We start from the raw sequence: 24806 nt of genomic DNA on the forward strand, positions 1-24806 counted from the left end.
CCCATCGGGCCGCACTCACCGGGCCGCTCCCGCGACCCGTGCCCCGCAGTGTCTCAATAGGTCAACCGAGCGCGCGCTCCAGGTCGGCCAGAAGGTCGTCACCAGTCTCGATGCCGACAGACAGCCGCACCAGGTCGGCCGGCACCTCGAGCGGCGAACCGGCCGCGCTGGCGTGCGTCATCCGGCCCGGGTGCTCGATCAGCGACTCCACCCCACCCAGCGACTCGGCCAGGATGAACAGCTCGGTGCTCTCGCAGATGCGTACCGCCGCTTCCTCACCGCCCGCGGCGCGGAACGAGACCATGCCGCCGAACCGCTTCATCTGCTTGGCGGCGGTCTCGTGCCCCGGGTGGGTCGGCAGGCCCGGGTAGAGCACCTCGGACACCGCCTTGTGGTGACGCAGGTAGTCGACCACGCGCTCGGCGTTGTCGCAGTGCCGGTCCATGCGTACACCCAGGGTCCGGATGCCCCGCATGGTCAGCCAGGCGTCGAACGGTCCGTTGACCGAACCCATGGCGTTCTGGTGGTACGCGAGGCGCTCGCCGAGCTCGTCGTCGCTCACGATCAGCGCGCCGCCGACGACGTCGGAGTGGCCGCCGAGGTACTTCGTCGTCGAGTGGACCACCACGTCGGCACCGAGGCCGAGCGGCTGCTGCAGGTAGGGCGAGGCGAAGGTGTTGTCGACGACCAGGAGCGCGCCGGCGTCGTGGGCCAGGGCGGCGGTCGCGGCGATGTCGTTGACGCCGAGCAGCGGGTTCGAGGGGGTCTCGACCCAGATCAGCTTCGTCTGACCTGGTCGGATCGCGTTCCGCATCGTGTCGAGGTGGTGGATGCTCGCGGCGGTCCAGGTCAGCCCCCAGCGCTCGGCCACCTTGGCGAAGAGCCGGAACGTGCCGCCGTACGCGTCGTCGGGGATCACCACATGGTCGCCCGGCTGGCAGACGGTGCGCAGCAGGGTGTCCTCGGCGGCGAGGCCGCTCGCGAAGGCCAGGCCGCGTCGACCGCCCTCCAGCGCGCGCAGGCACTCCTGCAGGGCGTCGCGGGTGGGGTTGCCGGACCGGCTGTACTCGTAGCCTTCCCGGGGCTGTCCGACCCCGTCCTGGGCGTACGTGCTGGTCTGGTAGATCGGCGGCACGACCGACCCGGTGCGCGCCTCCGGATCCTGGCCGGCGTGGATGGCGAGCGTCTCGAAACCGTAGGTCATTGGATGGAGGCTAGTCTTCGTCGGTGGCCGAGTGCGTGTTCTGCGGCATCGTGGCGGGCGAGGTGCCCGCATTCGTGGTGGGATCGACGGTGGAATGCGTCGCTTTCCTGGATACCCGGCCGGTGTTCAAAGGCCACACTTTGGTGGTGCCGCGCACACATCTCGTGGTTTTGTCGGATTTGCCGGCTTCGTTACTGCCCGGATATTTCGGGTTCGTGCAGGCGGTCGATCGGGCAGTGCAGTCCGCGCTCTCGGCCGGCGGTTCGTTCGTGGCGCTGAACAACCGCGTCTCGCAGTCGGTGCCGCACCTGCACACGCACGTCGTACCCCGGACGAAGGGTGACGGTTTGCGGGGTTTCTTCTGGCCGCGAACCAAGTACGCGACGGACGACGAGGCCCGGGACTACGCGAAGCGGATCGGCTCGGCGCTGTAGTTTCCGTGGGATGACAACACGAGTCGTCGTCACGGGCGGCAGCGGCAAGCTGGGCCGGGCCGTGGTGCGAGATCTTCTTTCGCACGGGTACGAGGTGCACAACGTCGACCGGGTGCAGTCACCCGATCCGGTGGCGCCGTTCACGCGGATCGACCTGGGCGACTACGGCCAGGTGGTCGAGGCGCTGTCGGGCATCGAGGACCGCTACGCGTCCGTCGACGCGGTGGTCCACCTGGGCGCGATCCCGGCACCGGGCCTGACCGCCAACGCGGCGACGTTCACCCACAACATCACGGCAACCCACCACGTCTTCGCGGCGGCCCGCGCGGCCGGCATCACCAATGTGGTCTGGGCAAGCAGCGAGACCCTGCTGGGCCTGCCCTTCCTGGAGGTGCCGCCGCCGTACCTCCCGGTTGACGAGGAATACCCAGCGCGCCCGCAGTCGTCCTACGCGCTGGCCAAACACCTCGAAGAACAGATGGCAGAGCAGTTCTGCCGCTGGAACCCGGCCCTGAAAATGATCGGCCTACGCTTCTCGAACGTCATGGAACCATCGGACTACGCGGCGTTCCCGTCCTATGCGGACGACCCGCGGCTGCGAAGCTGGAACGCCTGGTCCTACATCGACGCCCGAGACGGAGCCCAGGCGGTGCGGCTGGCGCTGGAACTGGAAGCGACAGGCATGGACATCTTCATCATCGCCAACGCGGACTCGGTGATGCCGCAGAGGTCAGCAGACCTGGCGGCAGAGGTCTTCCCGAACATCCCGATCACGCGCGACGTGGGCGAACACGGCACGTTCCTGTCGATCGAGAAGGCCCGCCGAGTCCTGGGCTACGAACCCCAACACACCTGGCGCTCCTGACGCAGCTATGCGCTGGGGTTCACGAGCACCAGCCCATGGTGTTCGACGAAGTCGGCGTAGTCCTTGACGTTATAGGTCGCGAGGGGCAGGCCCTCTGTGAGACAGGAAGCCGCGATCCAGGCGTCGTTGGACGGATGCATCCGGCCACGACGCCGACCGGCGGCCGACAAGCGGCCCCAGGCCTGGGCGGTCTCCCACCCGGCGTCGAGCATGAGGCAGTGGGACATCCATCCGTCGAGCGCGGCGAGGTTGCGATGGCTCCAGTCGCGTAGCGAGGCCCATTGCGTCAACTCACCGACGCTGACGAAGGTCAGGCACCACGCCGTGCCGACGAGACGTGCCGACATGGCTCGGTCGACCTTGTTTCGGAAGATGCGGGACGCGACGTCAGTGTCGAGGACGACGTAGTTCACGGTCACGCCAGATTCGCGTGGCGTTCCGCATCGACGTGGGACAGGAAGGCGGATAGCTCAGCGTCGCTTTCGAAGATGCCGAAATCGGCCATGTCCGCGAGGTCGCGAACCGGGACGATGCCACGACGTCGCGCTTGCTCGTCGAGCGACTCGCGACCATGCGAGAACCGCCGCGAACGGTCGAAGCGCTGAGCTCCGGTAGACATGAGTCACACCTCCGTCGCCCAGTGTGACAGCCCGGACGCCGATCCGTTGTCCCGTGCCGGCCAGCTTGGGTCGCTCAGCGGTTGTCGCCGCTGCCGCCCAGGACGCCTCGGGATTGGCGGCTGGCCAGTTTGGCCAGGTTGGCCTTCGCGATGTCGTCGAGGGACAGGTCGAGGTAGTCGGCGAGCACCGCCAGGTACCAGAGCACGTCTCCGAGTTCCCGGCCGATGTCAGCCCGGTCGATCCGGGACTCGTCGCTCTCCAGGTCCCGGACCCACTTCTTGAACTTCTCGGCGACCTCCCCCGACTCGCCGACCAGACCCAGGACCAGGTGGAGCAGTTCGTTCTTCTTGTCGCGGGGCGCGGCAGTGCGCAGCGCGCCCCGCTGATAGTGGTCCAGGTCCATGACGATCAAGTATGCGGGTCTGGCGCGGGTCCAGGGACCCGCGCCAGCGGCCGTCAGGCCGTCTTGGCCACGCCCACCGGGCAGGTCATTCCGTTCGGGCCGTGGTTGCAGTAGCCGTACGGGTTCTTCGCGTCCGACAGGTACTGCTGGTGGTAATCCTCGGCGTAGTAGAAGTCGGCCAGCTTGCCGATCTCCGTCGTGATGTCGCCGCGGCCAGTCGCTCGCACGATCGGGGTGAAGGCGTCCCGGGACGACTGGGCGGTTGCCAACTGCTCGTCCGTCGTCGCGTAGATCGCCGAGCGGTACTGGGTGCCCACGTCGTTGCCCTGGCGCATTCCCTGGGTCGGGTCGTGGTTCTCCCAGAAGACCTTGAGCAGGTCCTCGTAGTCAATCTTGCTCGGGTCGTAGACGACCTGGACCACCTCGGTGTGGCCGGTGCGTCCGGAGCAGACCTCTTCGTACGTGGGGTTGCGGGTCTGGCCGCCGGCGTATCCGGCCGCCGTCGAGATCACGCCCGGCAGCGTCCAGAACAGGCGCTCGGCGCCCCAGAAACAGCCCATGCCGAAGACGGCGACCTGGGCGCCCTCCGGCCACGGTCCGACCATCGGCGTGCCGAGCACCACGTGCTTGTCGGCCACCGGCAACCCGAGCGGGTGGCCCGGCAGGGCCTCACCGGGGGCGGGCAGGTCGGACTTCATTCGACGCAGGAACACGGTGGAAACTCCTCTCGTTCCGCCAGGTGTAACAGCGCGAACGAGACAACCCTTACCCGCGTACGCGAGGTAGGACCGGGTGTGACGGGTGAGCAAACGAAGGGGCCCACCCAGGACGGAAATGGGCCCCTTCGCCCGAAGCGGTCGGGCGGGCAGCGTCAGCTGCGCGACCACTTCTGGTTGGCACCGCCGCCGCAGTCCCAGATCTGCAGCCTGGTGCCGTTTGCCGAGCTGGCGCCCGTGGCGTCCATGCACTTGTTCGACTGGGGATTGACGATGTCGTTGGCGCTCGTGAAGGTCCACCGTTGCGCGCCGCTGCCGTTGCAGTCCCAGAGTTGCAGCTTCGCGCCGTTCGCCGTCGAACCCGACGGGACGTCGAGGCACTTGCCCAGCGCCCGCACCGAGCCGTCGGAGGCCCAGGTCCACTGCTGCGCGCCCGTTCCGTTGCAGTCCCACAGCTGCACCGCGGTGCCGTTCGCGGTCCCGGCGCCCGCCACGTCCACGCACTTGCCGCCGATGCCGGTGATCCGGCCGCCGCCGGTCGGCGGGTTGGTCCCACCCGGCAGGGCGTACGCGCGGACATAGTCGACGGTCATCGACTGCGGGAACGACGTCGAGCCGTCCGGGTAGCCGGGCCAGTAGCCACCGACCGCGACGTTCATGATCATGAAGAAGTTGTGGTCGAAGACCCAGCGGTCACCACCCAGATCGGCGGGCGTACGGCGCTGGTACTCGTTGCCGTCCACGTACCAGATGATCAGGTTGGGTGACCAGTCGACGGCGAAGGTGTGGAACGCGTCGGCGAACGCGCCACCGATCGTGTAGCCGGCTCCGATGCCCTCCGCGCCCGAGTAGCCCGGGCCGTGGATCGTGCCGTGCACCATGTTCGGCTCGCGGCCGATGTTCTCCATGATGTCGATCTCGCCGCTGGTCGGCCAGTTCACCGGGTTGCCGAGCATCCAGAACGCCGGCCAGATGCCCTGACCGCGCGGGATCTTCATGCGGGCCTCGAACCGGCCGTAGGTCCGGTTGAACGTGGCCGCGGTGAGCAGCCGGGCGGACGTGTACTGGCAGGTGCCGTAGTGGCACTGGAAGTTGGAGGGGTTCTCCCGGCGCGCGGTGATCACCAGGTTGCCCGCGCCGTCCATGGCGGCGTTGCGTGTGCTGTTCGTGTAGTACTGCTGCTCGTTGTTGCCCCAGCCGCTGCCGCCGATGTCGAAGCGCCACTTCGACTGGTCGACGGCGCTGCCGGCGGGTCCGTTGAACTCGTCGGACCAGACGAGCGCGCCTGGCGGTGGTGCGGCGCTGGCAGGAGCGGCGGCCAGCGGCACGACCAGCGTGGTCGCGACGAAGACGGCGCTCGCCGCGGCTGCGATCAGTGTGCGGGGACGGAGCACGACGATCACCTCATCAGCGGAATCCAATGACGGACGTAACTGTCTGGAAACCTGTCAGATAGATGAACGTCGTGTCAAGAGAGCGCTCTCAAAAGCTCGCTCAACCGTGCAGGCCGCCCGCCGCTACGTGGATGAACACCGCCGACACCTCGTTGGCCGTCGCCAGCGTGTCGACGTATCCCTCGGCCGGCTCGAGCGCCTTCTCCAGGGCCGCCGACGACTCCTTGGTCGCGGCGGCGTCGCCGAACACCACCACGCTCAGGCTCACCGGGCGCTCGGGGTCGGCCGCCGCACGCAGGTCCGCCGTCAGCGCCGAGAGGGTCAGCCGCGAGTCGGCATCCTGGTTGCGGCCGTCGGTGAAGATCACGACCCGGTTGGGTACGTCCTTACGAGCGTCATTCTGGGCGCTCTTGTACGCGGCGAGGATCGTCTCGTACAACCCGGTGCCCCCGGACCGGGTCTTGAGCTGCCCGCAGGCCTCGGTCGTCGCCTGCCGGTGCGACTCGGTCAACGACTCGGCGGGCAACACCTCGCGGTAGTCGCGCGGCGGGTCGAGCTGGTCGCCGAACTCCCAGAGGCCGATGCGGCTGTCGTCGGGCAGCAGGTTCTCCAGCTCCTCGCACCCCTGCGCGACGAGCTGGATCAGCGACCGGTCGGAACCCGGCGCCGGGTCGTCCATCGAGCCCGAGACGTCGACGACCACCAACAGGTCGGTCTGGCGGTCCTCGGCGTACCAGGTGGCCAGCACGTGGTCGACGTGGTGCGCGCCGAGGAACGGCATCGCCTTGGCGGCCAGCGACGGGAGCTGGCCGGCGCCCGGCGGCGGCTCGTCGGACGACGGGGGCCGCAGGCCGGTGGCGGTGATCGCTTCGTCCCCGGCGGCCGACTCCAGAGCGTCGAGCAGCCGGCCGAGGGCGGCCGCGCGGTCCTCGTCGGCCAGCGCCGCCTTGGTCGGGAACCAGGTGTAGCGCAGGGCCACCCGCCAGTCCTTGCCGGCGAGCACAGCCCGATCGCGGTCGAGCTTGCCGAGCTGCGGCACGAGCGCGTACTCCGCGACCAGGCCGACCTCGCCCGGCCTCTGGGGCAGCGCGACCGCGCCGCCGCGCACGGTGCGGGTCTTGAGGTACGCCCGGGACAGCACCTGGGCCGACGCGTCCATCCCCTGCCCCTCCCAGACGGTCTCCGCCATCGAGCCGGCGCCGACCATGCCGTCGCCGGAGGTGCCGGGCTCGCGTACGGCCAGCTTCACGTCGGGGTCGGTGTCGAGGAGGGTGGCCAGGGCAAGCCAGGAGTCGCCGGCGGCGCGCAGCTTCGTCGCGGTCGCCGCGTCGGTGACCATGTAGATCGGGCTTTCGGCGACCACGGTGCCGGCGCCGCCGGCACCGACCGTGTTCTCCGGACCGAGCCGGACCAGGTCGAGGTCGGGCGCGGTGCCGACCCACGAGGTGTCGTCAGGGATCCAGAGGTCGGCGCCGGTCTGGCGGACCGTGTCGGACGCGGCTCGGCCGTCGGCGACCACGATGTCCATCCGCACGCACTTGTCGGCCTTGCCGAGCTCGGGGGCCATGGCGGCGAGCACAGGCGCGAACGACGAGGCCGTGACCACCTTGAGCTTCCGCTCGCAGGCCGGGTCGCCGGACGACAGCGCCGACCAGCCGTCACTGCGGACGAGGATGATGCCGCCGACGACCAGGGCCGGCAGCCCGAGCAGCAGCAAGGTGAGCACCGTCCAGCGGGCCGCCCCTCCGCGGGCCGCGTGCTTGCCGATCACGTCGAACGATCCCCCTCGACTGGCCACGACCGTCCCCCAAAACGGTCGGTTCCGCGGATGCTGCCCCGAAATTCGATCTCTGCACTCGCGCCAAAAGTGGCATATGACCCAGAAAAAACCGTTGCTCGGCACCTCGTCGCGTGGATAGCGTGGCGATACACGGGAAAGGAGGTGGTCCAGCTTTGTATAGCACTGGGACTCGTGAGGTGGCTGCCCGCTAGCCGCTGTCCTTGACAGTTTTCGTTCGTCGAGACCGTGTGGCAGCGGTGCGGCGAAACTCAAGCAGCCACCCGACCCCCGGGGCGCCGGCCCAGTCCAGCCGGCCCGTGTTCGCACGGTCGTCCCCGGGGGTCGAACCTTTCCGGGGGCATCGTCGGGCGAATACCTAGGATTGAAGGCGATCCGTACGGACGACCTGGTTCGATCCGATCAGACAATCGGCTGACAGCCGTTCTGGAGCCATTTCCGTGACGCTCTCGCTACGACCCGCACAGGCCGCCGACATCGACGACATCGGTGCACTCCATTACAACTCCCGCATTGCCGCCTATCGCGATTTCGTGCCCCTTGCCGGGCTCAGCGCGCTCTCCCCGGAATCGCTCACCGCGTGGTGGCGAGAAAGATTCGCCTACGAGTCCGACACGCACCGGCTGACGATGGCGGTCGACGACGGCCGACTCGTCGGCTTCAGCTATGTCGGGCCGGAGGAATACCACGAACCCGACGTCGGCCAGTTGTACGCGATCCACCTCGACCCGGCGGCGCAGGGGCGCGGGATCGGGCGTGCGCTGATGGTCGACGCGCTGGAGGCGATGAGCCACCGGGGCTGGGAGCGGGTCGTGCTCTGGGTGCTCGAAGGCAACACGCACGCCCGGCGCTTCTACGAGCGCGGTGGCTGGCGGCCCGACGGCCGCGAACGCGAGGAAATGATGGGCGCGGCTCCCACCCGCCAACTCCGCTACGAACGGCGGAATTGGCTGGGCGAGAGTGCGTGACCTAGATATGCGGGGGAACCGATTGGTCACGCACCCTCGCCCGCCGTACCCAACCGTTGACCGGTGATGCCTGGCCGGAGGCATCGTGACCGACGGAGGCTAGTCGGTCCGGACCGCGGATGGGTGTTCGCGGGAATGCCGCTGTGCTGGCGGAGCACGCGGCGGTCACCGCTGGGGTTGAGGTCTTCAGTTAGCTGACAGCCGGCTCGCACGGACGCTGTTGAGGTCGTGCCGGGCTGTCCAGCCTTCACGCCATGAGCGACGGGATGCCGCCAGGGCGTGCTCGGCGACGCGCCGGGAGTGGCAGGGCCAGGCCCCACCGCATCCGTCGCAGCCACCGTCGCGGCCGGGTCGTGCGTGCCGCCCGAGCATGTCCCAGGCGTCTTGCCAGAGGAGCCGGTCGACAACATCGTCCGGCGCGGTTTCGCGGGCCGAGGTGGTCCGCACGGTATGGTCGACGCTGACCATCGGTCCCCCTTGTTCGCGGCGGCCCGCCGGCCGCCGTACGCATATGGAACCGTCTCGCGGTCGCCCGCAATCGGACAGTCTGTGCGACTTCCCGGAATAATCCGGTTTGTAAGGACTAGCGGGTCCCCGACAATCGCGTCCGAAACCCGTAGCGCGCTCACATAATGACCCCATGAGCAGGGCAGAGCCGCCCATGGCACCTGGACCTCCGGTCGGCGCAAAACCCGAGGAAGGGGAGCCGCCGCTGCTGCGCCTGATTCGCGAGGGCGTCATCGGCGATGACCAGGTGATGTGGGGGCCATATGGTCCCCGCCGGGTGACCTATGCCGACTACACCGCCTCGGGCCGATCCCTGGACTTCATCGAGGACTTCCTCCGCGCCGAGGTGCTGCCCCGCTACGCCAACACCCACACCGAGTCGTCCGGCACCGGACGGCAGACCACCCGGCTCCGCGAGGACGCCCGGGCGATCATCCGCGAGGCGGTCGGCGGGGACGCCGACACCGTGGTGATCTTCGCCGGCTCAGGCGCCACCGGCGCGATCGACAAGCTGGTCCGGATTCTCGGCATCCGGCTGCCGGCCGAGCTCGACGACGCCTACGCCCTGAAGGACAAGATCCCTCCCGAGCAGCGCCCCGTCGTGTTCATCGGCCCCTACGAGCACCATTCCAACGAGCTGCCCTGGCGGGAGTCGATCGCCGACGTGGTGGTCGTGCCCGAGGACGCCGACGGGCACGTGGACTGCGCGGCGCTGGCCGAAGCGCTGGCCCGGTACGCCGACCGGTCACTCAAGATCGGGTCGTTCTCGGCCGCCTCCAACGTCACCGGCATCCTGACCGACGCCGCCACGATCTCCGCCCTGCTGCACGAGCACGGCGCCCTGGCCTGCTGGGACTACGCCGCCGCCGGGCCGTACGTGGACATCGACATGGCCGGCAAGGACGCCATCTTCCTGTCGCCGCACAAGCTCGTCGGTGGGCCGGGCACACCGGGCGTGCTGGTGGTGCGCCGACACCTCCTGCTCAACCGGGTGCCGACCGTGCCCGGCGGCGGCACCGTCGACTATGTCAACGCGGTCGAGCACCACTACCTGAGCGACCCGACCCACCGGGAGGAGGGCGGCACGCCGGCGATCGTCGAGTCGATCCGGGCCGGTCTGGTGTTCGCGCTCAAGCGGGCCGTCGGCACCGAGGTGATCCACGAGCAGGAGGAGCGGTTCCGGCGGACCGCGACGGACGCGTGGGCGGTGAACCCGGCGATCGAGGTGCTCGGCAACCCGCGCGCCGACCGGCTCTCGATCCTGTCTTTCGTCGTACGCCGGCCGGGTGGTCGTTTCCTCCACCACAACTTCGTCGTGGCGCTGCTCAACGACCTGTTCGGCATCCAGTCCCGGGGAGGCTGCTCGTGTGCCGGCCCGTACGGCCATCGGCTGCTCGGCATCGACCTCGAGCACTCCCACCGGTTCGAGCGCGAGGTGATGGCCGGCTGCGCGGGGATCAAGCCGGGCTGGGTGCGGGTCAGCTTCAACTACTTCCTCACCGACGCGGTCTGCCGCTACATCGTCGAGGCCGTCGACCTGGTCGCCCGCGACGGCTGGAAGCTGCTGCCGGACTACCGCTTCGACCCGCACACCGGGCTCTGGCGCCATCGTCTGGGCCTGGCCGAGCCGGCGTTGCGCCTGACCGGGCTCACCTTCGACGCCGCCGGGGTGCGGTGGGCCGACGCGGTGCCCGTCGAACGGGCCACCGAGGAGGCGCTGCCGGGCTACCTGGCCGAGGCCAGGACGATCTTCAACGGGTACGACGGCAGCGGCTGCGTCGAGGGGGACGCCGGTTCCGCCGTCTCACCCGGCTTCGAAGCGCTGCGCTGGTTCGACCTGCCCGCCGTCTGCCTGGAGCCGATCGAACCCGCTCCCGCGCCCCTTTCGCTCTGAGCGAATACCGCAATCCCGGCGGGCCGAGCCGTGTTGTGGATGGCGTGGATACCGAACGGACCGAACCGGAGCGCGACGAGGGCGCCGCGCTCGACGCCTACTCCCAGGTCGTCACGACGGTCGCCGCACAGATCCTGCCCAGCGTGGCCGCCGTGGCGGTGCGCACCAGCCGGGGCGCCGGGGCGGGTTCCGCGGTGACCTTCACCGACGACGGTTTTCTGCTCACCAGCGCCCACGTGGTCGAGGGCGCGTCCGGCGGCACCGCGACCTTCGGCGACGGCGCCGAGGCCGGCTTCGACGTCGTAGGCCGCGACCCCCTCTCCGACCTCGCCGTGCTCCGCGTGCGCAACCCGGGCGCCCGCCCGGCCCCACTGGGCGACGCCGACCGGCTGCGGATCGGCCAGCTCGTCGTGGCCGTCGGCAACCCGATGGGCCTGGCCGGCTCGGTCACCGCGGGCGTCGTCTCCGGCCTCGGGCGGTCGCTGCCGGCCCGCGACGGGCGCGCCATCCGGCTGATCGACGACGTGATCCAGACCGACGCGGCGCTGAACCCGGGCAACTCCGGTGGCGCGCTGGTCGACTCCTCCGGCCAGGTGATCGGCATCAACACCGCGGTGGCGGGCTACGGGCTCGGTCTCGCGGTGCCGATCAACCGCAACACCCGGCAGATCATCGGAGACCTGATCCAGGACGGCCGCGTACGCCGTGCCTGGCTCGGCGTCGCCGGTGTGCCGGTGCCGTTGCCACCCCAGGTCACGCAGCGCTCCGGGCAGCGCAGCGGGCTGCGGGTGGTCGAGGTCGTGCCGGGCAGCCCGGCCGGGGTCGCCGGGATCTACCTGGGCGACATCCTGCTGACCGCGGGCGGCCAGCAGATCCAGAACGTGCAGGCCCTACAGCGCCTGATGCTCGGCCCGGCGATCGGCAACCGCCTGCCGGTGACCCTGCTGCGCCGCGGCGCGTACGTGGACGTCGTGACCGTCCCCGCCGAGCTCAGCACCCGCTAGACGTGGTCGAGCCGGCTCCCCCTGCCGAAGGGGAGCCGGCTCGGCCGGGTGGTGCCGGGTTCTACAGGGCGTGGCGGCGGTGGCGGCTCTTGCGGCGGCGGCCGAGGAGCAGCAGCGCGGCGCTGACCACCAGGATCGACAGGCCGGCGATCACCAGGCGGACGGTCGACGGGCGGGTCAGCTCCTCGCCGCCCTCCGCGCCACCCTGGCCGGGCAGCGGTCCGTAGTTGGCGACCACCGCGGGCTCCGTGCTGCCCGACGGCGTGGCGGTCGGTCCGGACGGGGTGGCCGCCGGGCTCGTCGCGTCGGCGCTCGGGAAGTACGGCAGGTTGTCGTCCCCCGGTTCCACCGCGCCGGCGTCGTCGGCCGGGTCGCCGTTTGCCGCGGGCTCGTCACTGGGCACCGGCTCGCCGGGCAGCACGGGCGCCTCGCCCGCCTGTGCGGGAGTCTCGGCCGGCACCACCGGAAGCTCCTGGGTGGCCGGCTCCGTGGGTTCCACCGCCGAGGGGGCCGGCTCGGACGGCGGCAGGAACCGTGGGTCCGTCGGCCATACCCACGGCAGCTTGCTGTCCATCGGCGCCGGATCGGTCGGGCCGGGCTGGTCTGTCGGCACTGCCGGATCGGTCGGGATCTCGCCGATGCTGGGCGGCTCCACGAACGAGGCGGTGGCGCTGGGCGTCGGTGACCAGGTCCGGACCGGAACGGTCCTAGCCGATCGCGTCGGTGCTGCGGCGACCGGCTCGGTGGTCGCCGGCGGCGCGGTCGCGGCCGTGCGGGATGTCGCCGCACCGCACTGCACCGTCGTGTTGAACGGCAGGTCGTGCGTCTCGCCGCCGTTGGCCGCTGGCGTGCCGTGCGTGTAGCTGCGTACCACGACGTTCCCTTCGTTGTTGGCGGAGTTGACGTCGGTGAAGGCCGCGTTCGGCGCGTAAATGGTGCCTTCCGCGGTGTCGGCGCCAACCTGCGTGATGCTGGTGGCGTCCGGGAAGTTCATCAGGATGTACGGCGCCTGCTCGTCACTGATCCCGGCGAAGTTCGCGGTGCGCCACTCGTAGTCGGCACCCGTGCCGACGTTGACCAGCAGCGGCGTCTCGGCGCTGGGCTGCGTGTTGAAGGTCAGGTCGGACAGGTTGTTGAACTCGGCGCCGGTCAGGTTCAGCACGTTGGTCTGGTTCGGCGTGAGCGACACGTACGCCCGGGTGCCCGGCGTGCTGACCGGGCGGTCCAGGACACCGCCGCCGGAGTTGCGCAGCTTCACCGTCTCGGCGCAGGTGCCGAACTGCTGCGACCGTTCGCGGAACGCGGCGAACACACCGGGGAAGTCGAGCGACTGCTGCACGTCGAGGCTGGCCTTGCGGGCGCCGGGGACGGGAGTCGCCGCGTCCGCGCCGCGCAGCACCACGGAAGCGCCGTCGTCCTTGCCGGACGCGCCGAAGACCTTGGCGTCGACCACCTTCGGCGCGCCGATCAGCGCCCGGCCACCGATCACCAGTGGGCTGTCGCCGCTGCCGACCCGCGCGTTGCGCTCCGTCGCGATGCGGTACGCCGAGCCGAACGTGAGGTCTCCGCCGATGGCGACCGGGCCTTCGCTCTCGGTGCCGGTCAGCGTCGCGTCGCGTTCGACGAGCACGAGGAAGCCGAGCCCGCCTTCGACCGGGTTGACCGGACCGGTCGCGGACGCCGGCGTCAACATCCACAGCGAAGCGCCGGCCGCGACGGCTCCCACCGCCGTCGCGGCCAACCATCTGGCTTTCCTGGCCATGCGTAAACCGCCCCCCGAAGCGAATAAACCTCCAAGAGGTAGTATTCACCGCGAATGGGACAGAGTTCGCGTTTTGCCTTAACTGGCCATTATCGGAAGAAAATTCAGCGCGAACCCAGGTGGGCCAGCAGGTCCTGCCGGGTGATCACGCCCTTGGGCTTGCCGTCGATCAGCACGAGTGCGGCATCGGACTTCTCCATGAGCGCCACGGCCTCGCTGACCGGCTGGCCGCCACCGATCATCGGCAGGGGCGAGTGCATGTGCTTCTCGACCATGTCGTGCAGGTGGGCCTGGCCGGTGAACAGCGCGTCCAGCAGCTCCTTCTCGACGATCGAGCCGGCCACCTCGCCGGTCACCACCGGGGGCTCCGCCTTGAGCACGGGCACCTGCGACACGCCGTACTCCCGCATCCGGTCGATCGCCTCGCGGACCGGGTCGGTCGGGTGCACGTGCACGAGCTCCGGCATCTCGCCGCTCTTGCCGGCCAGCACGTCCCGCACGGTCGGCTCGGCGCCGCCGGTGGCCAGGAAGCCGTACCGGGCCATCCACTCGTCGTTGAAGATCTTCGACAGGTAGCCCCGGCCGCCGTCGGGCAGCAGCACCACGATCACGTCGTCCGGGCCGGCGCGGTGCGCCACCTCGAGCGCGGCCGCGACCGCCATGCCGCACGAGCCGCCGACCAGCAGGCCCTCCTCGCGGGCGAGCCGGCGGGTGATGTCGAACGAGGTCTTGTCGGAGACCTCCACGATCTCGTCGCAGATCTCCCGGTCGTAGGTCTCCGGCCAGAAGTCCTCGCCGACGCCTTCGACCAGGTACGGCCGGCCGGTGCCGCCAGAGTAGACCGAGCCCTCCGGGTCGGCGCCGATCACCTTGACGGCGCCGCCGGAGACCTCCTTGAGGTAGCGGCCGACGCCGGAGATCGTGCCGCCGGTGCCGACGCCCGCCACGAAGTGGGTCACCCGGCCGGCGGTCTGCTCCCACACCTCGGGACCCGTCGTCTCGTAGTGCGAGCGCGGGTTCTCCTTGTTGGCGTACTGGTTGGGCTTCCAGGCGCCCGGGATCTCGGCGGCGAGCCGGTCCGAGACGTTGTAGTACGACCGCGGGTCCTCCGGCGCGACGGCGGTCGGGCAGACCACCACCTCGGCGCCGTACGCGCGCAGCACGTCACGCTTGTCCTCGCTGACCTTGTCCGGGCAGACGAAGACGCAGCGGTAACCCTTGAGCTGGGCGACCAGGGCCAGCCCCACCCCCGTGTTGCCACTGGTCGGCTCCACGATCGTGCCGCCGGCCTGGAGCAGGCCGGCCTTCTCGGCGGCCTCGACCATCCGCAGCGCGATGCGGTCCTTGACCGAGCCACCGGGGTTGAAGTATTCGACCTTCGCCAGCACAGTCGCGTCGATGCCGGCGGCGACGGTGCGCAACCGGACGAGCGGCGTGTTACCGATGAGGTCGACGACGTTGTCGTAGTAGCGCACGGCGTTGTGCCCTTCTGGTCCGCCCCGCCGGGTCGGCGGGTCGATCCCAGCCTACGTGCGCTGGTCAGCCCAGCACGGTGCCGGGTATGACCGCGTTCCGGCGGGCCTCCCAGGCCAGGAAGCGGTCGGTCTCGGCGAGCACGGTGCCGGCCAGCCACGTCACCATCACCACGTCGTCGACCAGCCCGAACACCGCGAGGAAGGCTTCCGGCACGAAGTCGAGCGGGGAGACCACGTAGATCGTCGCGGCGGTCATTAGGGCCAGGCGCAGGCCACCGTCGTACTCACCGGACGAGGTTGCCTTGATCATCCGGGGCAGGGCCGCCAGGCGCTTGCCCAGACCAGGACCACCGCGGGCACCGGCGGTCAACGCCTTGCCCAGTGCGACGAACGCCGCGGTGCGCTTCAACGTCTTCGCCATCGGCTATCGACCTCCTCCGCACCATGATGCCCAGAACGCGCCACCCTGAACCGCCGCGAGGTTTGATCCGCGAAACACCCCATGGAGCGTGGAGCACTTTTTGGGCGCAGCGGCGTTAGCCTCGTAGCCGGGAAGCGAAACATGGGGGGCACAGCCAATGGGGGCAGCCGAGGCACCGGCCTGGCGCACCGCCGCCCGGACGGTCGCGCGGTTCACGGCCGTCGGAGCGGGCGTGACGGCGTTCGGAGCGGTGGCGGGAGCCGCGCTCATCGTCGGGCAGGCCGAGCAGGCCCGCCGGCGCATCCCGCAGGCCCAGGAGCCGCCGCCGCGCGGTGACGGCGTCTACGGCACCCGGTTCCCGGGTCCCCCGATCGAGATGGTGGTCGTCGGCGACTCGTCGGCCGCGGGCTACGGGGTGCACAAGCCCCGCGAGACACCCGGCGCCCTGCTCGCGACCGGCGTCTCCCGCCGCCTCCAGCGCCCGGTCCGGCTGCACCGGCACGCCGTGGTCGGCGCCCTGTCGGCGGGCCTGCCGCACCAGGTCGAGGCCGCCCTCGAGCGCACGCCACACCCCGACGTCGCCGTGATCATCATTGGTGGCAACGACGTCACGCACCGCACCAGCACCCACATCGCGGTGCGGCATCTGGTCAACGCCGTCCGCAAGTTCCGCGCGGCCGGCGCCCGGGTGATCGTCGGCACCTGCCCCGACCTGGGCACCATCCAGCCCATCCAGCCGCCGCTGCGCTGGCTCGCCGGCCGGTGGAGCCGCCAGCTCGCCGCCGCGCAGACCGTCGCCAGCGTCGAGGCCGGCGCGTGGACGGTCTCCCTCGGTGACCTGCTCGGTCCCCGGTTCGCGGCCGAGCCGGCACGGATGTTCGGCCTCGACCGGTTCCACCCGTCCGCCGACGGCTACGCACTGGCCGCCGCGGCGATGCTGCCCAGCGTGCTGGCCGCGCTCGGAGCGCCCGAGGAGCGAGTCGCGCTCACGGCCGGCGAAGGTGTGCGCTCGCTGCCGCAGGCGGCACAGGAAGCCGCTCGCCAGCCCGGCACCGAAGTCAGCGGCACGCAGGTCGCGGGCCGTGACCGCGGCCCCGCCGGACGGTGGGCGCAGCTGCGCCATCGCCCGGCCGCGTGGTTCGGCCCCGGCCCGCGCGGTGCCCGTCGCCTGTTCGGGAACTTCCGCGGAGCCGCGCCGACGTTACCCTTGGAGCCGGCACGCGACGACGCGGAGCCGTCCACGGTGGAGGAGTTGGCATGACGTCTCGCGGTCTGGTCGGCCGGTTGGGCCGCACGGCCGCCATGACGCTGCTGGCCAGCGGCCTCGCCGGCACCGCATTGCTGGCCGGCGAGTTCGTCGCCGCCCGCAACCGCCGCTACGCGCAGCCGCAGCTCGGACTGGCCCTGCGCACCTCCGTGGGCCGCGAAGGCGCCCCCGAGGTGCGGCTGGTGCTGCTCGGCGACTCCACATCGCTCGGTGTCGGCGTCGACGACGTCGGCGACACGGTCGGCGGCCAGCTCGCCCGGCTGCTGGCCGACGACGCCGGGGTGCGCGTGCACCTGTCGTCCGTCGGCGTCTCCGGCTCGCGCTCCACGGACCTCACCACCCAGGTGGCCCGGGCGCTGCTCGGCGAACGGCCCGACCTGGCCGTCATCCTGATCGGCGCCAACGACGCGACCGCGCTGCGCCGGCCCGGCGAGTCGGCCGCTTACCTGGCGGCCGCGGTGCGCCGGCTGCGCGACGCCGGTGTCGAGGTCGTCGTCGGCACCTGCCCCGACCTGGGCGCGGCCCGCGCTATCGAACAGCCGCTGCGCGAGATCGCCGGCTGGTGGGGCCGCCAGACCGCGGCGGCGCAGGGCCGGGCGGTCCGAGCCGCCGGTGGGGCCGTGGTCGACCTCGGCGCGGAGACGGGCGCGGTGTTCCGGGCCGACGCGGGCACGCTGTGCTTCGACGGTTTCCATCCGTCGGCCGACGGCTACCGGGTTTGGGCCCACGCCCTGCTCCCGGCCGTGTCCGCGCTGGCCGGGCTGGGTCGGTCAGCCGCTCCCTGACCCCACGCGATTGAGAGGAATCACATCCTCACGCTCGGCGTGCGTCGGGTTAACGTGGGACATGGCCATCCAGTCTGACCGCGACGCTGTCATCGTCGCCACCGCTCGTTCGCCCATCGGTCGGGCCGTCAAAGGGTCGCTGCGGGAGCTGCGGGCCGACGACCTGACGGCCACCATCGTGCGCGCGGCGCTCGACAAGGTGCCCGAGCTCGACCCGACCACGATCGACGACCTCTACCTCGGTTGTGGCCTGCCCGGCGGCGAGCAGGGCTTCAACATGGCGCGGGTGGTCGCCACCATGCTCGACCTCGACGGGCTGCCGGGTGCCACGATCACCCGCTACTGCTCGTCGTCGCTCCAGACGACCCGGATGGCCTTCCACGCGATCCGCGCCGGCGAGGGCGACGTGTTCATCTCGGCCGGCGTCGAGTGCGTGTCGCGGTTCGCCCGCGGCTCGTCCGACTCGCTGCCGCCCGAGGCGCAGGAGCTCGTCGGCGGCCCGTGGGAGAACGCGCGCTTCGCCCCGGCCCGCGTGCGCTCGAAGCAGCGCGCGGCCGGCGGTGGCGAGGTCTGGCACGACCCCCGCCAGGACGGCGAGCTGCCCGACATCTACCTCGCGATGGGCCAGACGGCCGAGAACCTGGCCCAGGTCAAGGGCGTGAGCCGCGAGGAGATGGACGAGTTCGGCGTACGCAGCCAGAACCTCGCGGAGAAGGCTATCGCCGACGGGTTCTGGGCACGCGAGATCACCCCGGTGACGACGCCGAGCGGCACGGTGGTGTCGCAGGACGACGGCCCGCGGGCCGGTGTCACCCTCGAAGGCGTGGCGGGCCTCAAGCCGGTCTTCCGCCCCGACGGCCGCATCACCGCCGGCAACTGCTGCCCCCTCAACGACGGCGCCGCCGCGGTCATCGTGATGAGCGCGGGCCGCGCCCGCGACCTCGGCATCACGCCGCTGGCCCGCATCGTCTCGACCGGCGTCACCGCCCTGTCCCCGGAGATCATGGGCCTCGGCCCGGTCGGCGCGTCGCTGCAGGCGCTGAAGCGGGCGGGCATGACCATCGACGACGTCGACCTGGTCGAGATCAACGAGGCGTTCGCGGCCCAGGTCATCCCGTCCTACCAGGACCTGGGCATCCCGATCGACAAGCTCAACGTGATGGGCGGAGCGATCGCGGTGGGCCACCCCTTCGGCATGACCGGCGCCCGCATCACCGGCACTTTGATCAACTCCCTGGACTGGAACGACAAGACCATCGGCCTGGAGACGATGTGCGTCGGCGGCGGCCAGGGCATGGCGATGGTTCTGGAGCGGCTCAGCTGACCGCGTGCGTGCCCCGTCGGCCCAACGGCCGACGGGGCGCACGTGCCTAGCAGTTCGGTGCCGAGGTTCCCACGGCACAGACCACGCTGACACCGGGTGATGCGGTGCCGGACGTGGTCGAGGTGAAGACCGTTTGGGTCTCGCTGTTGAACTTCGGACCGAACATGTACGTCAGGCCCGAGTAGCCGTACGAGTTCACGGACGTCAGCAGCGTCGCCGTGGTGTAGACGGCCGGGTTGGTGGTGCCGTAGATCCACGGGCCGCCCGAAGATCCGCCGTTCATGTTGCAGGCGACGCCCCAGGTCGCGGCACCGTTCGGATCGTCGATCGTCGGGCCGGTGCAGTACACGAGGTCGTTGCCCTTGTACTTGCCTTCCGCGGGATACCCGAACGCCCACTTCGAGACGCTGTTGGCGACAGCCGTGGTGTTCAGGCCGTAGCCGCCGGTGGCGGCATCGAGCTCGGCGGTGCCGCTTCCGGCGATCCGGAGTCCGACCCGGGCGAAGCCGTAGTCGACGCGCACGGTCGCGTTCGACCCGAATCCGCTCGGGACGAAGTCGTCGTGGGCGCTGAGCAGGTTCGCCCGCCAGCAGCCGTCCGTCCGGGTGGCGCAGTCGTAGCTCGGTTGGGCGTCGAAGTTCGGCAGGTACAGGAAGTTGTAGGACCAGCCTTCGGCACCGTCGAAGACACAGTGCCCGGCCGTCAGGACGATCGAGTAGCCGTTGCTGGTCGAGCCGTCGTTGACGACGCTGCCGGAACAGATCCAGTCGGAGCCGCCGGAGGAGAACAGGATTCTGCCCGAGCGCTGCTGGATCGCGCCGCCGTTGGGCCACGAGGCGCCCGTGACCGCGCCGCCGGATGGGGGCTTGGCGTTCGGAACCATCTTCCCGGCGTCGGTGCGGACGTAGTCGCGGACCTTCGCGTGGGCGATCCGCGCGGGGGTCCAATAGGCGAGCACGCGGGCGTCCTCCCCGCGGTCCGACGCGGACGGGTTGGCCTGCGCGGGGGTGCCGAGCAGGCCGACAGCGACGAGGGCCACCGCACCGATACGCGCGGCGATCCGGATCGTAGGTCTCAACGTTCCTCCAGGGGGTCGTGGAGTTGAGCCGGTACCCCCAATAGCGCACGCATCGACGAACGTGTTTCACCTGGCGGAACGATGGTGATGGATGCGGTGATTCCAGACAGCCGGCTATCCGACGCGGGTGATCCGGCCGGGCGGTGGTTGTCCCACGGCGTCCGTGTGCAGGATCGCGGCCAGGGCCTCGACACCGTCAACCAGGCGGGGGCCGGCACGGACGATCAACGCGTCGGCGTCGACGGCCCAGACCGGGGTCGACGGGAAATGCGGCAGGATCGCGCGGGCCTGCTGGGCGGCGCCGACGACGTCGTAGCCGCACGGGGCCACGACGACGACGTCCGGGCGGGCCTCCTGGAAAGCGGCCCAGGTGGTCGCGGTCGAGCGGGCGCCCGGGTGGGCCACGACGGGGGTGCCGCCGGCGGCGGTGACCAGGTCGGGGATCCAGTGGCCGGCACCGAAGGGCGGGTCCACCCACTCCACCACCGCGACGCGCGGGCGGGGCCGCCCGGCCACCGCGGTCGCGACCGCCGACAGCCGGCCGCGTAGTCCGGTGACCAGGGTGGCGGCCGCCGCGGCGGCGAAGGCGCGGTCGCCGACCGCGATGATCGAGTCGAGCACCTCGGCCAGCGTGTGGGGGTCCAGCGTGAGGACGTCCGACTGGCAGCCCAGGTGGTCCAGCGCGTCCGTGACCCGGCCCGACGGCAGGGCGCAGACGCGGCACAGGTCCTGGGTCAGGATCAGGTCCGGATTCAGGTCGGCCAGGGCGTCCGCGTGCAGGGTGTACAGGTCCGTGCCGGTCTCCGCCGCCGATCGCACGTACGCGTCGATCTCCGCCGGGGTCAGGTCGCGGGTGTCCCGGCCCCCGACCACTATCGCCGGGTTGAAACCGGCCGGGACCGTGCACTCGAAGGTCACCCCGACCAGGTCGTCGCCCAGCCCAAGGGCGTAGACGATCTCGGTCGCGGACGGGAGCAACGAGACGATGCGCAGGGTCAGCCGACCTTCCACGTCGTCACGTCGGCGATCCGCGTGCCTGGGCCGATCAGTTGCTCCAGCGTGGTGCGCAGGGTGGCCTCGTTGACCGTGCCGTCGGCCAGCACCACGCACTGCGCCTTCCAGAAGGCGAAGTCGGCCTTGGCCTGCGCCCGCTGGAAGTCGCCGATGCCCGGCACGACGCCTTCCGTGGCGGCCTGTGTGATCAGCTGTGAGGTGGGCTGCTTGAAGGTGCCCATCGACGCCGTGCCGTTGGCGCCGTACGGCGCGATGAAGAAGCCCTCCGGGATCCCGAAACCGGCGTCGGCCGCCGCGGCCCAGCGCATCGGCCACGGTTCCTTCGGCGTCGCCAACGGGACCGGCACCATCACTCCGCCTGGTGAGACGCACTCGCGCCAGTGACCGCCGCTGATGAACTCCGGCACCGGGGCGCGGTCGACGGTCGGCAGCGGCTTCGGGAAGACCGGCACCAGGGCGATCGCCACCAGCACCGGCACCAGGACGCGGCCCGGCTGCCACTCCATCTTGAGCGCGGTGTCGACCGCGACGACGAGCACCGTCGCGATCAGCGGGATCAGCGCCAACGCGAACCGCATCGGCAGCGCGCCGTCGACGACCGGGAGGCCGAGGAGCAGCCGATAAGGCCCGCTGATGTCGCTGCGCGTGCCGTTGACGACCACCTCGGGGCCGAGCGACAGCGCCGCCATCACGACCGCGGCGATCGTGCACGCCAGCACCAGCGGGCGGCGGATCAGCCAGGCCGCGCAGCCGATCGCGACGAGGATCAGCGGCCAGCCGAGGAACGTGTTGTATTCGGCCGCGCCGGTGCTCAGCCGCGCGTTCTCGTCCTTGCCGAACAGCGACAGCGGCGAGATGGTCTTGAAGCTGGCCAGGTCGGCCGAGAAGAAGTGCGGGCTGAACACGCCGTTGGGCACGCTCTGCGGACCCTTGAACTGGAACCACAACGGGTACGCCAGCGCCACGACCGAGAGCACGACCGCGACCGCTAGGCCGCCCAGGGCACCGCGGAGTGCCCGGCGGCTGAAGGCGGGCCGGGCGCCGACGTAGACCAGCGTCATGATCACGAGGGTGAGCGCGGTGAGGAACAGGACCTCTTCACCGATGAACACCTGGATCGTGACGGTGAGCGCGAGGACCACGCCGAAGACCACGATGCGGCGCCAGTTGCGCCCGCCCTCGCGGTCGGCGTTGATCGGGTCCTCCGGGTCGGCGGCGCGGACGATGTTGACCACCGCCCAGATCAGCACCGGCACCAGCCACAGCGCGGTCATGTGGAGGTGGCTGTTGTTCTGGGAGATCATGCCGGGCGCGAAGCCGCAGAACCCGCCGCCGATGGCCGCGGCGAGCCGGTGCGTGCGCAGCACCCGCCGGAAGAGCAGGTAGAACGCGACCGCGGTGAGCCCGAGGGTCAGGGTGGCCAGCAGCGCGAACGTGACCGGAGCGCCGAACAGCAGGGTGATCGGCGAGAACAGCGCCCCGAGCGCGATGACCGTGGTGTTGGCCATCAGGTTGACCCCGTCCGGCGCGTTCAACCGGTCGGTGATCAGCGAGAAGTCGCCGTGCAGCACCCGCGAGTCGACCGCGAGGAACCACTCGTAGAGCGTCTGGTCCTCGGGGTTGAGGCCGAGCACCTTGCCGGTCGGCGAGGGCCACAGGCCGTGCATGACCCATGCCGCCAGCAGCAGGAAGCCGATGCAGATGGCCAGGTCCGCGAGGTGTGGCCGGAGCCGGTCGACCGACCAGCGCGCAAACCGCCCCGGCGCCGGTGGCGGGTCGGCGGGGTCGGCCTGCTGCGCGGCGCGGGCAGTGCTGGTCACGCGCTAGACCCTAGTATGCGAAGTGGCGTGGCACGTGCCGCCTCCACCGTAGCCGCGGCCAACCGGTTACCGTGACAGGCGGTTACCGTGAGAGTGACGCTGCCCGGGTGGTGGAACGGCAGACACGGCTGCCTTAAAAGCGGCTGCCGAAAGGCGTGCGGGTTCGAGTCCCGCTCCGGGCACGGCAAGGTCCAACGCAGACGATGTCAGGCGTGCCAGCGCCAGTTCTGCCGCGCGTAGCGGACCGTCAGGCCGGCGCGCACCAGGTTGTCCAGCGACGGGTTGCGCTCGCCCGGCGCGGGCCGCCCGGTCTCGGCCACCAGCCAACGACAGCCCGCCGCCCGGGCGGCCTCGGCCCGGGCGGTGATCAGCGCCGACTGTGCGCCCTGGTTGCGGTGGTCGGGCAACACGGTGCCGGCGCTGAGCGCGGCGACCGAGCCGTGGATGAAGAGGTTCCCGACGCCGACCAGGTCGGACCCGTCCCAGACGCCGTACGGCCGGAACGCCGGGTTCCGCACCGCCCCCGAGATCATCTGGTCCAGGCCCTCGGTCGGCATGCCGAACCCCCGCAGGAGCACCTGCGCCCATTCGTCGAAATCCGCCGCCTCCACCGGAGCGACCCGCAGCCGGGTGCCCCCGGCAGGCCGGACCGCCTCGACGGGCGCCGCGAGCTTGATCCAGGATCCGGCCGGCTCGAGGCCGAAGGCGCGCCTGATCTCCTCCCAGCCGGAAGGAAGCACCGCGGGCGCGATCTGGATGACCGCGCTCGGCGTGCCCTCTGACCGGTAAAACCCGATGATCCGATCGACCAGGTCCGGCGTCACGGGTTCGGTGAACCCGAACCCCAGTGCCTTGCTCCAGTAGCCGGAGGGATCGTGGCGCACGGACAGCACCACCCCGCCCCCGATCCTGGCGGCCGCGAGCCCCAGCCGCTCCCGGACGTCCGGTGCCGGTGAGCTCTCGTACGCGAACATCGTCTCCGCCTCGGCCCCCTCGACCGAGGCGACGAATTCTGTGGTCACACCGCCAAGATGCGGCAATCGGTCGCGAAGTTCGACGCCGACACGGTGTCCGTCGTCACGTGACCGGGCGCGGCAGGTGGAAGAGCCGCGTCCGCTGCACCAGGCCGCCCTCGCGGTGCTGCACCCAGACCGCTCCCGGCGGGCAGTGCGCCGGGTCGTCCGGCGGGCTGACCAGGTCGAACTCCCAGATGTCGAGGTCGCGGCTGGACACCACGTTGGTCACCCGGTGTCCCACACCGTCGGTCAGGTCGTTGTCCATGCCCCGCAGCAGGAACTCGTGGCCGGTGGCCTGGATGTCCGGCGGCCAGAACGACTCGACCGTCGGCGACCAGTCCTCGGCCAGCACCGTGGCGAACTGACCGCGATCCGCGGCGGCGAACGTCTCCTCGGCGTTCCGGCGGCGGGCCGCGGTGCGGGCGGTCGTGTCGTCGTGCGCGTGGTCGGCGGTGGCCAGGAGGGCCTCGGCCAGCTTCTTGCGGGCCTCGCTGAGCCGGCTGCGGACGGTGCCGACCGGCACGCCACAGGCGTCGGCGATGTCCTGGTACGAGGTGACGCCCGTGAAGTGGCGCAGCATGACGACCAGCCGCAACGACGGGGAGAGCTCGTCGAGCGCGTGCCATACCCAGTCCCGGGCGGCGTGCTGTTCGAGCAGCTCAGCCGGGTCGGGCTCGGCCGACGGCAGGGTCTGCGCCAGCCGCTCGTCCAGGGTGGCGGGGATCGGCCCGCGCAGCCGCATCCGGCACGCGTTCCGGACGATCATGCGCAGCCAGGGGCCGGCCGCCGACGGGTCACGCAGGTCGCCGATCCGCCTTAGCGCGACCAACGCCGCCTCCTGCACCGCGTCTTCGGCGTCGGGGCCGGCACCGAGGATGCCGTAGGCGACGGCGAGCTGGCCGGCTCGGTGCCGAGTGAGCAACGAACCCAGTGAGCTCACGTCGCCGGCCTGCGCGGCGAGCACCAGGTCAGAGTCGGTAGCTGGCATTTGGACCAAGGTACGCGTCGCCGGAACGTGATTCTCCACTTGTTCGCGC

Annotated in this window: 23 protein-coding genes and 1 tRNA gene; 9 read left to right on the forward strand and 15 right to left on the reverse strand. The window is 70.9% G+C overall.

Features of this window, described 5'->3' with window-relative positions; all coding sequences use genetic code 11:
* Positions 1 to 61: 61 nt before the first annotated feature.
* Positions 62 to 1204 carry a cystathionine gamma-synthase gene (locus AB0J88_RS11540; RefSeq protein ID WP_364345911.1) on the reverse strand — a complete coding sequence of 381 codons (1143 nt, stop codon included), beginning with the start codon at positions 1202 to 1204 and terminating at the stop codon, positions 62 to 64.
* A 23-nt stretch (positions 1205 to 1227) separates the two neighbouring features.
* Here AB0J88_RS11540 and AB0J88_RS11545 point away from each other — a divergent pair, with 23 nt between their 5' ends.
* Both AB0J88_RS11545 and AB0J88_RS11550 read left to right on the forward strand, forming a co-directional pair.
* Positions 1228 to 1638 carry an HIT family protein gene (locus tag AB0J88_RS11545; RefSeq protein WP_364345909.1) on the forward strand — a complete coding sequence of 137 codons (411 nt, stop codon included), beginning with the start codon at positions 1228 to 1230 and terminating at the stop codon, positions 1636 to 1638.
* Between the two features lie 10 nt (positions 1639 to 1648).
* Positions 1649 to 2503, forward strand: a complete 855-nt coding sequence (locus AB0J88_RS11550) for an NAD(P)-dependent oxidoreductase (RefSeq protein WP_364345907.1) — start codon at positions 1649 to 1651, stop codon at positions 2501 to 2503.
* Positions 2504 to 2508: 5 nt separating this feature from the next.
* Here the strand turns inward: AB0J88_RS11550 and AB0J88_RS11555 are convergent, their stop codons facing one another.
* The 6 genes from AB0J88_RS11555 to AB0J88_RS11580 all read right to left on the reverse strand — a co-directional run bounded on the left by AB0J88_RS11555 (position 2509) and on the right by AB0J88_RS11580 (position 7434).
* Positions 2509 to 2922 carry a type II toxin-antitoxin system VapC family toxin gene (locus AB0J88_RS11555; protein ID WP_364345905.1) on the reverse strand — a complete coding sequence of 138 codons (414 nt, stop codon included), beginning with the start codon at positions 2920 to 2922 and terminating at the stop codon, positions 2509 to 2511.
* Positions 2919 to 3122 carry a hypothetical protein gene (locus tag AB0J88_RS11560; protein ID WP_364345903.1) on the reverse strand — a complete coding sequence of 68 codons (204 nt, stop codon included), beginning with the start codon at positions 3120 to 3122 and terminating at the stop codon, positions 2919 to 2921. Before AB0J88_RS11560 ends, AB0J88_RS11555 begins: the two co-directional genes overlap by 4 nt.
* Before the next feature lie 74 nt (positions 3123 to 3196).
* The gene (locus AB0J88_RS11565) at positions 3197 to 3526 is read right to left on the reverse strand and encodes a nucleoside triphosphate pyrophosphohydrolase family protein (protein ID WP_364345901.1); all 330 of its coding nucleotides are present in this window, start codon (positions 3524 to 3526) and stop codon (positions 3197 to 3199) included.
* 53 nt (positions 3527 to 3579) lie between these two features.
* Complete coding sequence (gene msrA, locus AB0J88_RS11570; RefSeq protein ID WP_364345899.1) at positions 3580 to 4239, reverse strand: peptide-methionine (S)-S-oxide reductase MsrA; 660 nt, start codon at positions 4237 to 4239, stop codon at positions 3580 to 3582.
* A 158-nt stretch (positions 4240 to 4397) separates the two neighbouring features.
* On the reverse strand, positions 4398 to 5636 hold the full coding sequence (locus tag AB0J88_RS11575) for a family 16 glycosylhydrolase (RefSeq protein ID WP_364345898.1): 1239 nt from the start codon (positions 5634 to 5636) through the stop codon (positions 4398 to 4400).
* A gap of 100 nt (positions 5637 to 5736) precedes the next feature.
* Positions 5737 to 7434 (reverse strand): VWA domain-containing protein, encoded by a 1698-nt coding sequence (locus AB0J88_RS11580; RefSeq protein ID WP_364345896.1) that lies wholly within the window; start codon positions 7432 to 7434, stop codon positions 5737 to 5739.
* A 440-nt stretch (positions 7435 to 7874) separates the two neighbouring features.
* On the opposite strand from AB0J88_RS11580, the gene AB0J88_RS11585 reads away from it, so the two are divergent.
* From AB0J88_RS11585 to AB0J88_RS11595, 3 genes are all read left to right on the forward strand, one after another.
* A complete protein-coding gene (locus AB0J88_RS11585) occupies positions 7875 to 8402 on the forward strand; it encodes a GNAT family N-acetyltransferase (protein WP_364345894.1) in 528 nt (175 codons plus the stop codon).
* 640 nt (positions 8403 to 9042) lie between these two features.
* Positions 9043 to 10803, forward strand: a complete 1761-nt coding sequence (locus tag AB0J88_RS11590; protein ID WP_364345892.1) for an aminotransferase class V-fold PLP-dependent enzyme — start codon at positions 9043 to 9045, stop codon at positions 10801 to 10803.
* Between the two features lie 44 nt (positions 10804 to 10847).
* Positions 10848 to 11807, forward strand: coding sequence for a trypsin-like peptidase domain-containing protein (locus AB0J88_RS11595; RefSeq protein WP_364345890.1), 960 nt, complete (start codon positions 10848 to 10850; stop codon positions 11805 to 11807).
* A 61-nt stretch (positions 11808 to 11868) separates the two neighbouring features.
* Here AB0J88_RS11595 and AB0J88_RS11600 read toward each other — a convergent pair whose 3' ends face one another.
* From AB0J88_RS11600 to AB0J88_RS11610, 3 genes are all read right to left on the reverse strand, one after another.
* Entirely contained in the window at positions 11869 to 13569 is a 1701-nt protein-coding gene (locus AB0J88_RS11600; RefSeq protein WP_364345888.1) for a choice-of-anchor A family protein, read from the reverse strand.
* Between the two features lie 104 nt (positions 13570 to 13673).
* On the reverse strand, positions 13674 to 15044 hold the full coding sequence (locus tag AB0J88_RS11605; RefSeq protein ID WP_364345886.1) for a cystathionine beta-synthase: 1371 nt from the start codon (positions 15042 to 15044) through the stop codon (positions 13674 to 13676).
* A 64-nt stretch (positions 15045 to 15108) separates the two neighbouring features.
* Positions 15109 to 15465 carry a YkvA family protein gene (locus AB0J88_RS11610; RefSeq protein ID WP_364345884.1) on the reverse strand — a complete coding sequence of 119 codons (357 nt, stop codon included), beginning with the start codon at positions 15463 to 15465 and terminating at the stop codon, positions 15109 to 15111.
* 157 nt (positions 15466 to 15622) lie between these two features.
* On the opposite strand from AB0J88_RS11610, the gene AB0J88_RS11615 reads away from it, so the two are divergent.
* The 3 genes from AB0J88_RS11615 (at position 15623) to AB0J88_RS11625 (ending at position 18841) form a co-directional block, all read left to right on the forward strand.
* The gene (locus AB0J88_RS11615) at positions 15623 to 16726 is read left to right on the forward strand and encodes an SGNH/GDSL hydrolase family protein (RefSeq protein ID WP_364345882.1); all 1104 of its coding nucleotides are present in this window, start codon (positions 15623 to 15625) and stop codon (positions 16724 to 16726) included.
* Complete coding sequence (locus AB0J88_RS11620) at positions 16723 to 17517, forward strand: SGNH/GDSL hydrolase family protein (RefSeq protein ID WP_364345880.1); 795 nt, start codon at positions 16723 to 16725, stop codon at positions 17515 to 17517. Before AB0J88_RS11615 ends, AB0J88_RS11620 begins: the two co-directional genes overlap by 4 nt.
* A 61-nt stretch (positions 17518 to 17578) precedes the next feature.
* Positions 17579 to 18841, forward strand: coding sequence for an acetyl-CoA C-acetyltransferase (locus tag AB0J88_RS11625; protein WP_364345878.1), 1263 nt, complete (start codon positions 17579 to 17581; stop codon positions 18839 to 18841).
* Between the two features lie 46 nt (positions 18842 to 18887).
* On the opposite strand, the gene AB0J88_RS11630 is transcribed toward AB0J88_RS11625, so the two are convergent.
* The 3 genes from AB0J88_RS11630 to AB0J88_RS11640 form a co-directional block, all read right to left on the reverse strand.
* The gene (locus AB0J88_RS11630) at positions 18888 to 19919 is read right to left on the reverse strand and encodes a hypothetical protein (RefSeq protein WP_364345876.1); all 1032 of its coding nucleotides are present in this window, start codon (positions 19917 to 19919) and stop codon (positions 18888 to 18890) included.
* A 114-nt stretch (positions 19920 to 20033) separates the two neighbouring features.
* Positions 20034 to 20930, reverse strand: a complete 897-nt coding sequence (locus AB0J88_RS11635) for an ABC transporter substrate-binding protein (protein WP_364345874.1) — start codon at positions 20928 to 20930, stop codon at positions 20034 to 20036.
* Positions 20915 to 22753 (reverse strand): hypothetical protein, encoded by a 1839-nt coding sequence (locus tag AB0J88_RS11640; RefSeq protein WP_364345872.1) that lies wholly within the window; start codon positions 22751 to 22753, stop codon positions 20915 to 20917. Before AB0J88_RS11640 ends, AB0J88_RS11635 begins: the two co-directional genes overlap by 16 nt.
* 101 nt (positions 22754 to 22854) lie before the next feature.
* Between AB0J88_RS11640 and AB0J88_RS11645 the strand changes: the two genes are divergently transcribed.
* Positions 22855 to 22935 (forward strand) — tRNA-Leu (locus AB0J88_RS11645).
* Between the two features lie 24 nt (positions 22936 to 22959).
* On the opposite strand, the gene AB0J88_RS11650 is transcribed toward AB0J88_RS11645, so the two are convergent.
* On the reverse strand, positions 22960 to 23775 hold the full coding sequence (locus tag AB0J88_RS11650; protein ID WP_364345870.1) for a GNAT family N-acetyltransferase: 816 nt from the start codon (positions 23773 to 23775) through the stop codon (positions 22960 to 22962).
* Positions 23776 to 23830: 55 nt separating this feature from the next.
* Positions 23831 to 24757: a sigma-70 family RNA polymerase sigma factor gene (locus tag AB0J88_RS11655; RefSeq protein WP_364345868.1), complete on the reverse strand. Its 927-nt coding sequence runs from the start codon at positions 24755 to 24757 to the stop codon at positions 23831 to 23833.
* Positions 24758 to 24806: the final 49 nt, after the last annotated feature.

Origin of the sequence: Asanoa sp. NPDC049475 (assembly GCF_040676915.1) — a bacterium.
Classification (GTDB): domain Bacteria; phylum Actinomycetota; class Actinomycetes; order Mycobacteriales; family Micromonosporaceae; genus Asanoa.